Below are 12101 nucleotides of genomic sequence, written 5' to 3'. Positions count from 1 at the left end.
AGAATTCTAAATTTGCACGACTAAACACACAAAAAATTATGAGCGAAACTATACACGATACCGTCATCATCGGATCAGGACCTGCAGGCTATACAGCAGCAATTTATGCAGCAAGAGCCAATATGAATCCTGTTTTGTATACGGGAATGGAGCCTGGCGGACAATTGACAACGACGACAGAAGTTGAAAATTTCCCGGGATATCCTGACGGAATTACCGGACCGGAAATGATGGAACATTTGCAAAAACAAGCCGAAAGATTCGGAACTGTTGTGCATTACGAATACATCACGGAAGTGAATTTGAGCAATGAATCCGGAGGACTTCATACTTTGACTTCCAGTTCAGGACAGATGATCAAGACCAAATCGGTTATCATTTCCACTGGAGCAACTGCGAAATATTTAGGATTGGATGACGAAGTAAAATATTCAGGAAGCGGCGTTTCTGCATGTGCTACCTGTGACGGATTTTTCTACAGAGGAAAACCGGTTGCGGTTGTTGGCGGTGGTGACACGGCGGCAGAAGAAGCTACTTACTTAGCAAAGCTCTGTACGAAAGTTTATCTTTTGGTTAGAAAAGACGAATTAAAAGCATCCAAAGTAATGCAGGAAAGAGTTTTCAATACACCAAACATTGAAGTTTTATTTCACCATGAATTGATCGGATTGAAAGGAGAAAAAGTAGTGGAAAAAGCTATGATTGTAAACAATCAAACACATGTAAGAGAAGAATTGGAAGTCGATGGTGTTTTTATCGCAATCGGGCACAAACCCAATACGGATTTATTTGTAGATGTCTTGAAAATGGATGAAACAGGCTATTTAATTACTGAAGCAAAATCTACCAAAACAAATATGCCAGGCGTATTTGCTGCAGGGGATGTTCAGGATAACGTTTACCGACAAGCGATTTCAGCTGCGGGAACGGGTTGCATGGCGGCTTTAGATGCTGAGAAATACGTAGCAGAATTCTTTCATTAGGATTTTAACAAAATATAATAAAAAAAGCCGGAATTACTTCCGGCTCTTGTATCATAAAATCATTATTTATTATGATCTTGAATATTTAACAGTTACTTCAGTCGTCCCGAACTGATAAGTCATCATGTATTTCAAAAGCAATTCAGTTCCGTTTACAGAAACGATTTGTCTCGGAGCAGTTTCTCCTAAGATAGTTACAGAATTTTCATTCCATGTTCCTGGGGCATGCGCCTCTACACAAACTCCATCAATTTTGCTTTCTGTTTCTAAATCTGCGATGTTATCTGCTTTCAATTCTAATTCATCTACATCGCACCCATTGGTAATCATTGCAAAATCATGTGTCATGGTTTCTCCAGTATCCGGTCTTACATAACTAACTGTCTGAGCTTTCCAGTCACCTACCAAAGGATTTGGTGTCGTATTGTTATCATCGTCACTACTGCAAGCTGTGAAACCTAAACCAGCAACAAGAACTGCTGATGCTAATAAAACTTTTTTAAACATATCTTTATAATTTGAATGCAAAAAAAGTTAATTTAGAATGAATAAACAAAAGAATACGCATGATATATTTCGCATTCTTAACATTTTAACAAAGTTTAAAATTTTGAATTGATAAAAATAAATTTATCAATTCAAGTGATTACCATCTGATCAAAACACTTCCCCAAGTAAATCCACTTCCGAATGCAGTCATACAAATCAAGTCTCCTTTTTGGATTTTTCCTTGCTGAAATGCTTCGCTTAACGCAATCGGAATTGAAGCAGCTGTTGTATTTCCATAGTTCTGAATATTATTGAAAACCTGATCATCATTTAAACCTAATTTTGCTTGAATGTAGTGGCTGATGCGCAGATTTGCCTGATGCGGGATGAATAATTTCAAGTTTGAAATATCTTCTCCAGCTTGCGCAAATGCTTCTGTGATAGATTCCGGAAAACGTGTCACTGCATGTTTGAAAACAAAATTACCATTCATATAGGGATAAATCTGTTCCGGTGTCAATGTATTTCCTTCCTCCATCATTACGTCTGACCAGCCCAACTTAGTTCCCGGAAAAAGAACTGCCAATTCTTCTGCAAACTGACCTTCGCTGTGCATATTACTAGCGATGATGCCTCGATTTTCTTCTTCGGTTGCCGAAACCACTACTGCTCCTGCTCCATCACCGAAGATTACAGAGACACCACGTCCGCGTGTTGTCATATCTAACCCAAAAGAATGATTTTCAGCCCCAACTACCAATACGTTTTTATACATACCAGCTTTGATATAAGCATCCGCAGTAGCCAATGCATAAATGAAACCTGAACATTGATTGCGGACGTCCAATGCTCCAATCGTATCACATCCTAAATTCTTTTGTAAAATTACGCCACAACCCGGAAAATAATAATCAGGACTCAATGTAGCGAATATAATGAAGTCGATATCTTTTGCTGTCAAACTAGCATTTTTGATGGCAATTTCAGCTGCTTTTGTTCCTAAATCGGAAGTGGTAACCCCTGAATGTTTGCCTAAATGTCTTCTTTGTTTAATTCCTGTCCGTTCCTGAATCCATTCGTCATTGGTTTCCATTACATGCGAAAGGTCGTCATTGGTAACTATGTTTTCCGGTACGTAATGTCCGATTCCGGTTATGATTGATTTATTCATTTTGCGTTATTTATCAATTTGACAAATTTAATCTATTTTATATTTCAATTTTTAAGAATCTGATAGTTTGAATTGTATAAATTTCTTGATTCAATATAATTTAATAAAAAAAAGACCTGATGGAAAGTCTCCAACAAGTCTTAAAATATTTTATAAATTAAATTTATTCCTTAATTCGCTCCATATAAGCACCGTCTTCGGTGTTGATTTTTACTTTATCACCTTCATTAATGAAAAGTGGAACGCGGATTTCAGCACCAGTTTCTGTTTTAGCAGGCTTAGTCGCGTTGGTAGCTGTATCGCCTTTCAATCCCGGTTCGGTGTAAACGATTTCCATCGTTACGTATTGCGGAAGTTCTGCTGATAATGGCACTTCATCTACAGCACGGAAAAGGATGGTCACTTCGTCTCCGGCTTTCATAAACTGAGCATTGTCAATCATTCCTTTGTTGATGTAAACTTGTGAGAAATCATCATTGTTCATGAAGTGAAATCCATTGTCGTCTTCGTACAAATACTGGTATTTTCTGGTTTCTACACGAACGTCTTCGATTTTATGACCCGCTGAAAAAGTATTGTCAACTAACTTCCCTGAAGTTACGCTTTTTAGTTTTGTACGTACGAATGCCGGACCTTTTCCTGGTTTTACGTGTTGAAATTCGATTACTTTCCAAGTGTCGTCGTTCCAATTGATACAAAGTCCTTTGCGTATGTCTGCTGTTGTTGCCATTGAATGGTTATATTGATTTATATATTAAATTTCTCCTCTTGAATTATAGCCTTTCATCACACCTCTCGGGCTTCCTTGAATAAATTGAATGATCTGGTCACGCTCCGGAGTTGCCTCAAAATCTGCTTCCAAAACTGCCAATGCTTGTGCTACATTTTTGCTCTTCTGAAAAAGTACTCGGTAGATGTTTTGTAATTCCGTGATTTTCTCTGAAGTAAATCCCCTCCTTCTGAGTCCGATGGAATTAATCCCAACATAAGAAGGTGGATTACGCGCTGCTTTTACAAAGGGTGGAATATCTTTTCTTACATGAGACCCACCTGCGATGAATGAATGTTCACCAATTTTTGTAAACTGATGCACAGCACTCATACCTCCGATAAAAGCATGGTCACCGATTTCTATATGTCCCGCCAATCCTACACCATTCACCAAAATAACATGGTTTCCGATGATGCAGTCATGGGCAATATGTGCAGTTGCCATAATGAGGCAATTGTCGCCAATTTTGGTATAACCCAAAGCATTTGTTCCCTTATTTACAGTAACGCATTCACGGATGACGGTGTTATCGCCAATGTATGTAAGGGTTTTTTCGCCTTCGTATTTCAAATCCTGCGGTTCTGCGGAGATAACGGTTCCCGGATAAATTTTACAATTTTTTCCGATGCGTGCACCTTCCATAATTGTAACATTGGGACCTATCCAGGTTCCTTCACCGATTTCTACATTTTCATAAATGGTAGAGAAAGGTTCGATAATCGCTGTAGGAGCTATTTTTGCTGAAGGATGTATGTATGCCAAAGGCTGATTCATATTATTTTCCAATTATACGGATTCTTTTGTTATTAATGCCATCATTTCTGCCTCTACTGCAATGGTATCATTCACATAACCATAACCTTGCATATGTACAATTCCTCTTCTGATAGGGTGCAGCAAATCAACTTTCAGCACAAGTGTATCTCCCGGAACTACTTTTCTTTTGAATTTAATCCCTTCAATTTTAATGAAATATGTTGAATAATCTTTTCTGTCTTCAATTTCACCTAAAACAAGGATTCCCCCTAGCTGGGCCATTGCTTCTACTTGTAAAACACCGGGCATAACGGGTTCATTTGGGAAATGACCAACGAAGAATGGTTCATTCATCGTTACATTTTTCACACCTACACAAGAAGTTTCAGTTCGTTCAATTACTTTATCAACCAATAAAAATGGAGGACGATGCGGTAAAATTTCCATTATTTGATTGATATCATAGATAGCAGGTTTAGTTAAATCAAATTCAGGAACATTTTTACGCTTAGCTATACTTATTTGTTTGCTTAATTTTTTTGCAAAATTTGTATTAATTTGATGTCCAGGTTTATTTGCAATAATTTTTGCTTTGATTCTGGTTCCTGCCAATGCCAAATCACCTACCACATCCAATAATTTATGTCTTGCAGCTTCATTTGGATAATGAAGTGTTATGTTGTCTAAAACACCATTTGGACGAATTGACACATTTTCTTTATTGAAAGCTTTCGTTAATTTTTCTCTTGTTTCAGGCGTGATTTCTTTGTCAACATACACAATTGCATTTCCTAAGTCTCCACCTTTGATCAAACCTGCATCTAACAAATATTCAATCTCATGCAAAAAACTGAAAGTTCGCGCATTACCGATTTCGTCTTTAAATTCAGATAAATTTTTAATCGAAGCATTTTGAGTTCCTAAAACTTTTGTTCCAAAATCCACCATCGTTGTAATTTGGTATTCGTCTGCAGGAATTGCAGTAATTTCCGAACCGGTTTCAGGGTCATGATAAGTAATGATGTCTTTTACAACAAAATACTCTCGTTCCGCATCTTGCTCTACGATTCCGGCTCTTTCAACTGCTTCGATAAAGTATTTAGCAGAGCCATCTAAAATAGGCACTTCAGCGTTATTGATTTCGATAATCACATTGTCCAAATCCATTCCAGTCAAAGCTGCTAAAAGATGCTCTGTTGTATGAATTTTTACTCCTTTTTTCTCGATGGTTGTTCCTCTTTCTGTACTTGTAACATAATTTGCATCGGCTTCCACAACAGGATTCCCTTCCAAATCAGTTCTAACAAAAACGAATCCGGTGTTAACAGCAGCCGGTTTGAGTTTGATGGTTACCTGGCGTCCTGTATGAAGACCTACACCATTTAGTTCATATTCGTTTGCTAATGTTTTTTGCTTGTCAGACATTTAATCTTTTATTGTTTGTTGCTTGATTTCTTTTTCGATTTCATCTAATCGTTTTACGATGGCTGGAAAATTTCTGAAATGTACATAAGATTTCCTGAAATCAACCGCATCCATAGATGGAGAACCATATAATTTTGCGCCGTTTGGTACATCGTAATTGACACCGCTTTGGGCTTGAATTTGTACAAAATCACCAATTTTCAAGTGACCTACAATCCCGACTTGTCCACCGATAATACAATTTCTACCAATTTTGGTAGAACCTGCTATTCCAGTTTGGGATGCAATTACTGTATTTTCTTTAATTTCTACATTGTGCGCAATCTGGATTTGATTGTCCAGTTTTACACCTTTTCTGATAATGGTCGACCCCAAAGTCGCCCGGTCAATCGTACATGAAGCACCGATTTCTACATTGTCTTCGATGATTACATTTCCAATTTGAGGAACTTTTTCAAAGCTTCCGTCAGCTTTTGGGGAAAATCCAAAACCGTCTGCACCAATTACCGTATTGGAATGAATGGTACAATTTGCTCCGATTTGTGTTTCAGAACAAAGCTGAACCCCAGAATAAATGATGGAACCATCACCAACCGAAACGCCTTCACCTATGTAACAATTGGGATAAATAATTACATTGTTTCCAATTTTTACATTTTCTGAGATATAAGTAAATCCACCTACATAAACATTTTCTCCAATTTTTGCAGAATCATGAATCTGCGTATTGGGTTCAATTCCAGATTTTTGGTTGCGCATCTGGCTGTGGTATTCCAATAATTTCACAAATGCTTTGTGTGCATCTGCAACATAAATCAAAGTTGGATTAATCTCTTTTTCAGGAGTGAAACCTTCGCTGACAATCACCACAGAAGCCTCAGTTTCATATAGATGCTGTTCATATTTAAGGTTGGATAAAAAAGATATCGAACCCGGTGTGCCCTCTTCTATTTTAGATAATTTTGAAACTTTGATGTCAGATTGTCCGACAATTTTCCCTTCTAAAATGGAAGCAATTTCTAATGCGGTAAACTCCATAGTATGCAAAAATATGAATTTTGGATAAATCTCATTATTCTATAATGATTTTTTCTTAACAGCTAAGTAACATAAATGATACTTTTGAATCGGATTGACCAAATGAGCCGACAAAATCTGCTGCGGAGACTGCGTAATTTCATGTAAATCTCCATTTTTATAACGAATGTAAATCGGAGATTTTTCTTTGTCATAAGGGATTACTTCAATTTTTGACTGATGCACAAAATAACTTCCGTCTTCTACTCCAATTATTTCTGCCGCCTGCTTTTTATATTTTTCCAATTCTAAATTTCCAAATGCCTGATTTCCGATTTGGGAAACAGGTAAGTTTCTATTGATTAATGAACGCGACAAATAGGATAAAATTTTATCGGGATGATTTTGCCATAGTTTAATAGAAGATAAAATGTCACTATCATCTAATTGAACAAAATATTTCAATTTTTCTTCGGTTGAATTTTCTTCATTTTTAGAAAGAAAATAATTCAAAGCTTCAGAAGTTGATGAAATCCCTTCGTTCGCCGCAATTTCTTTCGCTCTTTTCAGAACTTGTGTTAGGTACACTTCCGCAGAAAATGATGCTTTGTGGTTGTAAACCTGCCAATACATAAACATCCGTGCAATCAAATATTTTTCAACCGAATAAATTCCTTTGGAATCCACCACCAATTCATCATTTACAACATTTAAGGTTGAAATAATTCTGTCTGGATTGATGTTTCCTTCCACGACTCCGGTAAAAAAACTGTCACGTTTCAGATAATCCAGCCGATCCATATCCAATTGGCTTGAAACCAATTGCGTTAGGAATTTTCGTTCATAATTTCCTTTGAAAATTTCAATTGCCAAATCTAATTTTCCCGAAAATTCAACATTTAATAATTCCATCAGATGAAGAGAAATACTTTCGTGGTGCATTCCTTCAACAAGCGTTTGTTCAAGCGTATGAGAATAAGGACCGTGCCCAATGTCATGCAGTAAAATAGCACAATAAACCGCATTTTCTTCTTCACATGAAACCTCAATATTTTTCAGGCGCAATGTTTCTACTGCCCTCTGCATCAAGTGCAAAGCTCCCAGCGCATGATGAAAACGCGAATGCCGAGCTCCGGGATAAACCAATTCTGTCAATCCAGTTTGGCATATTCTTCGCAGTCGTTGGAAATAAGGATGCTGAATAATATCGAAAATTAATTCGTTGGGTATGCTAATAAATCCGTGTACCGGATCGTTAAATACCTTGAGTTTGTTTACATTTATGTATTCCAAAAGAATGATTTCAAAATAATTTACAAATTTAACAGAAAAACCCTATGGCGCTGAAAATATTATGGATCGATGACGAAATTGAGTTATTGAAACCCCACGCATTGTTCTTGGAAAAGAAAGGTTATGAAATGCAAATGATTAACAATGCGACCGATGCGCTTGAATTAATTCCTACAGAAAATTTCTCCGCAGTTTTAATTGACGAAAACATGCCTGGAATGGGCGGGCTGGAAGCACTTCAGAAAATAAAAGAAATCAAACCGCAGCTTCCGATTGTGATGATTACAAAAAATGAAGAGGAACACATAATGGAAGAAGCGATCGGCTCACACATAGCTGATTACTTAATAAAACCTGTAAATCCCAATCAGATTTTATTGAGTCTGAAAAAGATTTTGGACAGCGATAAAATCATTACTGAAAAAGCCGTTGTAAACTACCAGCAGGAGTTCAGAAATATCGCCATGGAAATGATGAATGCACGAGATTATGAAGATTGGCGTGACATATATAAAAAATTGGTTTATTGGGAATTGGAATTGGAAAATATTCAGGACAGTGAAATGTCGAAAATCCTTGAAGCACAAAAAGAAGAAGCAAATTCTGCCTTTTTCAAATTTGTAGAAAGAAATTACCGCGATTGGTTGCACGCTACAGATGACAAACCTTCACTTTCTCATACGGTTTTCAAAGACATGGCAAAGCCTCATTTGTCTAAAAATGAAAATACTTTGCTCATCATGGTTGATAATCTTCGTTATGACCAGTGGAAAACAATCGAACCACTTTTCAATCAATTTTACAATGTTGAAAAAGAACAGATGTATTATAGCATTTTGCCTTCTGCAACGCAATATGCGCGAAATGCATTTTTCTCAGGGTTAATGCCTTCTCAGATTGAAAAAAGATTTCCTGATTATTGGTTAAATGATCCAGATGATGGAAACAAAAATCAATATGAAAAAGAATTTTTGGAAGATCAAATGAAAAGACTGGGACTTTCGGAGTTGAGCACACAATATTATAAAATTCTGAATTCGGATTTTGAAAAGAAAATTTTGGATGATTTCCACCAATATAAAAACAAAAATCTGACGGTCATTGTCTATAATTTTATTGACATCCTTTCTCACGCGAAAACAGATAACCGCATTGTAAGTCAGATGATTCGAGATGATAAAACTTATCGTTCGACTACGAAGAATTGGTTCCAGAATTCATATTTACTTCAAATTGTACGCAAAGCTGCAGCAGAAGGAATGAAAATTTTATTAACCACCGACCACGGAACGATTTTCGTCAAAAAACCATCACAAGTTGTAGGCGACAGAGAAACGAGTACCAATCTTCGCTACAAAATGGGGCGAAAATTACAATACGAAGACAAAGACGTTTTTGCGATTGATGATGCTGAAGATTATTTCTTACCGCGTGTGAATGTGAGTTCGAAGTACATTTTCGCAAAAGAAGACATCTTTTTGGCTTATCCGAAAAATTACAACCATTACGTAAATTATTATAAAGAAACATATCAGCACGGCGGCGTTTCGATGGAAGAAATGATTATTCCTTTTATAACTTTGACGCCAAAGGTTTAAATTTCATGTCTTATAAATTAATAAATAATATTAAACATAAAATTTTCTCTTATGAAAAAATCTTTAGCTCTAATTTTATTTGTGTTATCAATTTTTGCTTCTCAAATTTCTTATGCCCAAGAAATGAATTTAGAAGAATATGAAATTTATATTGGAGACACACTTATTTCAAAATCTGATTTCATTAAAAATAGTAAAACTTTATCTGCTGAAAAATCACAAAAAATCCAATTTAAACCAATTTCAAATGGTGATAAAAAAGCATATTATATCAATGGTAATGTTTATTCTATTGGGAAAATTAAAAATTTAAAGGAAAATGGAACTTGGGAATATTGGCATATTAATGGAAAAAAAGCCCGTGAAGGAGATTTCGTAGATGGAAAACCAAACGGCAGACATAAGTATTGGTACGAAAATGGAAACTTGAGAGGTATTGGGAATTGGAATAATGGAGTGTATGATGGAGAATGGGAAATGTATAATGAAGATGGAAAGAAAATTGTACAAATCTATAAAGATGGAAAATTAATCGAAGAAAAATGACTACCACAATTAACTCCATCCAAGAACTCTCCAATTTAGCGCAAGAAATCATTTCAAATTTCCAACATAAAATCATTTTGTTTGAAGGAGAAATGGGCGCAGGAAAAACGACTTTGATCAAAGAAATCATTGCTCAGATGGGAAGCGATGACGAAACCAGCAGCCCAACTTTTTCCATAGTCAATGAATACGAAACCCAGATGGGCAAAGTATTTCATTTTGATTTGTATAGAATCAAATCAGAAATGGAAGCCTATGATTTTGGAATTGAGGAATATCTCGATTCCGGCGCGTATTGTTTCATCGAATGGCCTGATAAAATTGAAAATTTAATCCCCGAAACCCATCATTTGGTTAAAATTATTGCAGAAAACAATCTGAGAACTGTTATTTTTGCGTAATTTTAAAAGATGGAAAACAGCGGAATTTACACACCTTTTACCCGTCAGGAACTGATGCCCAAAGAAGAGCGTCTGGAAGTTATCCATAAAGATGGCAAATTGAGCATCGGAATTCCGAAAGAAACGCATTACCAAGAAAGACGCGTTTGTTTATCGCCGGATGCGGTACAGGTTTTGGTGGCAAATGGCCATGAAATCACGGTAGAAACGGGTGCGGGTGATGGTGCTAATTATTCTGATCAGGAATATTCAGAAGCGGGTGCGCATATTTCGTACAATTCGCAGGAAGTTTTTTCCAAACCGATTATCGTAAAAGTCGGACCGCTTACCCAGACAGAAATCGAATGGTTAAAACCTAATTCTTATTTGGTTTCAACGGTTCAAATCAATATGCAGACGCGTTCTTATTTTGAGAAATTATCAGCCAAAAAAATTACCGCTTTAGGTTTTGAATTCATCAAAGATAGCCATGGATATTTACCTGTAGTTCGCCTGTTAAGTGAAATTGCAGGAACAACTTCTATTTTATTGGCAAGTGAGCTGATGGTCAATACCAACGGTGGAAACGGAATTTTGATGGGAGGAATTGCCGGCGTCCGCCCTGCAGAAATTGTAATTTTAGGAGGCGGAACGGTTGGCGAATATGCTTCACGTGCCGCTTTGGGATTAGGGGCAAACGTAAGGGTTTTTGACAATTCACTCAGCAGATTACGAAGATTACAAACAGATTTAGGCGTTCGAGTTTCAACTTCGATGTTGGATCCGAAAGAATTGAGTAAATCATTGAAACGTTGTGATGTCGCAATTGGCGCACTTCGCGGCGATGACCGCAGTCCTTGCGTGGTAACAGAAAAAATGGTTGAAAACATGAAAAATGGTGCCGTGATTATTGATTTAAGCATTGACAATGGCGGCTGTTTTGAGACTTCTGAAATTACAACCCACGACAAACCTGTTGTAATAAAACATGGCGTAATTCATTACGGTGTAACCAACGTAACTTCTCGTGTATCAAGAACTTCCACCAAAGCTTTGAGCAATTTTTTTCTCCCCTATTTATTGTCAATTGCAAAAGAAGGCGGATTTGAACATGTCATCAAATGCGACCGAGGGTTGCGTTCCGGAATTTATTTATACCAAGGAAGACTGACAAAAAAGAAATTGAGCGATTGGTTTGGATTGCCGTTTCACGACATTAATTTATTGATTGTATAAATTAATTTCATCCTAAAACATTTTACCACAGATTATTAAAAATAAAAAATAAACAAATGACTTTTTGGAAAAGATTACGTTTTTACATGATTGGCGCTTCATTGGGATTGTGCATTGTACTTGTATTTTTCGGTCCTAAGGCTGTGCAATGTTCTTATTTCCCAAATTCCCGTGCATTGGAAGAAGCCAAAATTTATCCGATAACTTTTTCTGAAAGTGCTGCTGCAACAGTTGATGCTGATAAAATAGACAGTGTATTTTTATTCAATGAAATTTTGAAGAAAAGTAAAATCACCAATTTCGGAACTGAAGAAGTTCGCGCAACACCTTGCAGAGTTTACCGTGCAGAATACCGTGAAGCAAAGTCTTATGATTTGGTTTATGAAATTTGCAAAAAGAAAACCGTGATTACAGAGTTGAAGAAAGTGAATTAAT

At 36.5% G+C, this 12101-nt stretch carries 13 protein-coding genes; 6 read left to right on the top strand and 7 right to left on the bottom strand.

What is annotated here, in order from left to right; translation table 11 throughout:
• The first annotated feature begins 38 nt into the window (after positions 1–38).
• Positions 39–983 carry a thioredoxin-disulfide reductase gene (gene trxB, locus B8977_RS07665; RefSeq protein WP_084017108.1) on the top strand — a complete coding sequence of 315 codons (945 nt, stop codon included), beginning with the start codon at positions 39–41 and terminating at the stop codon, positions 981–983.
• A 69-nt stretch (positions 984–1052) separates the two neighbouring features.
• Here the strand turns inward: trxB and B8977_RS07660 are convergent, their stop codons facing one another.
• From B8977_RS07660 to B8977_RS07630, 7 genes are all read right to left on the bottom strand, one after another.
• Positions 1053–1490 (bottom strand): hypothetical protein, encoded by a 438-nt coding sequence (locus B8977_RS07660; RefSeq protein WP_084017107.1) that lies wholly within the window; start codon positions 1488–1490, stop codon positions 1053–1055.
• A gap of 139 nt (positions 1491–1629) precedes the next feature.
• Positions 1630–2643 carry a 3-oxoacyl-ACP synthase III family protein gene (locus tag B8977_RS07655; protein WP_084017106.1) on the bottom strand — a complete coding sequence of 338 codons (1014 nt, stop codon included), beginning with the start codon at positions 2641–2643 and terminating at the stop codon, positions 1630–1632.
• Positions 2644–2806: 163 nt separating this feature from the next.
• Positions 2807–3373: an elongation factor P gene (gene efp, locus B8977_RS07650; protein WP_084017105.1), complete on the bottom strand. Its 567-nt coding sequence runs from the start codon at positions 3371–3373 to the stop codon at positions 2807–2809.
• Positions 3374–3397: 24 nt separating this feature from the next.
• The gene (gene lpxA, locus B8977_RS07645; protein WP_084017104.1) at positions 3398–4189 is read right to left on the bottom strand and encodes an acyl-ACP--UDP-N-acetylglucosamine O-acyltransferase; all 792 of its coding nucleotides are present in this window, start codon (positions 4187–4189) and stop codon (positions 3398–3400) included.
• 12 nt (positions 4190–4201) lie between these two features.
• Positions 4202–5596, bottom strand: a complete 1395-nt coding sequence (locus B8977_RS07640) for a bifunctional UDP-3-O-[3-hydroxymyristoyl] N-acetylglucosamine deacetylase/3-hydroxyacyl-ACP dehydratase (protein WP_084017103.1) — start codon at positions 5594–5596, stop codon at positions 4202–4204.
• A complete protein-coding gene (lpxD, locus tag B8977_RS07635; RefSeq protein WP_084017102.1) occupies positions 5597–6634 on the bottom strand; it encodes a UDP-3-O-(3-hydroxymyristoyl)glucosamine N-acyltransferase in 1038 nt (345 codons plus the stop codon). It abuts the gene before it with no gap.
• Positions 6635–6673: 39 nt separating this feature from the next.
• On the bottom strand, positions 6674–7906 hold the full coding sequence (locus B8977_RS07630; protein WP_245828487.1) for an HD domain-containing protein: 1233 nt from the start codon (positions 7904–7906) through the stop codon (positions 6674–6676).
• A gap of 44 nt (positions 7907–7950) precedes the next feature.
• On the opposite strand from B8977_RS07630, the gene porX reads away from it, so the two are divergent.
• From porX to B8977_RS07605, 5 genes are read left to right on the top strand one after another with little or no spacing between them, the layout of a single operon-like run.
• Positions 7951–9504 carry a T9SS response regulator signal transducer PorX gene (gene porX, locus B8977_RS07625; protein ID WP_084017101.1) on the top strand — a complete coding sequence of 518 codons (1554 nt, stop codon included), beginning with the start codon at positions 7951–7953 and terminating at the stop codon, positions 9502–9504.
• Positions 9505–9555: 51 nt separating this feature from the next.
• Positions 9556–10050 (top strand): toxin-antitoxin system YwqK family antitoxin, encoded by a 495-nt coding sequence (locus B8977_RS07620; protein ID WP_084017100.1) that lies wholly within the window; start codon positions 9556–9558, stop codon positions 10048–10050.
• Positions 10047–10451: a tRNA (adenosine(37)-N6)-threonylcarbamoyltransferase complex ATPase subunit type 1 TsaE gene (tsaE, locus tag B8977_RS07615; RefSeq protein WP_084017099.1), complete on the top strand. Its 405-nt coding sequence runs from the start codon at positions 10047–10049 to the stop codon at positions 10449–10451. Before B8977_RS07620 ends, tsaE begins: the two co-directional genes overlap by 4 nt.
• Positions 10452–10460: 9 nt before the next feature.
• The gene (locus tag B8977_RS07610) at positions 10461–11666 is read left to right on the top strand and encodes an alanine dehydrogenase (protein ID WP_084017098.1); all 1206 of its coding nucleotides are present in this window, start codon (positions 10461–10463) and stop codon (positions 11664–11666) included.
• Positions 11667–11722: 56 nt separating this feature from the next.
• Entirely contained in the window at positions 11723–12100 is a 378-nt protein-coding gene (locus B8977_RS07605) for a hypothetical protein (RefSeq protein ID WP_084017097.1), read from the top strand.
• Position 12101 lies beyond the last annotated feature (1 nt).

The sequence above is a fragment of the Moheibacter sediminis genome, from assembly GCF_900176425.1.
Lineage (GTDB): Bacteria > Bacteroidota > Bacteroidia > Flavobacteriales > Weeksellaceae > Moheibacter > Moheibacter sediminis.
The sequence above is the reverse complement of the archived record's forward strand: the minus strand, read 5'-3'. Positions and strand labels throughout refer to the sequence as shown.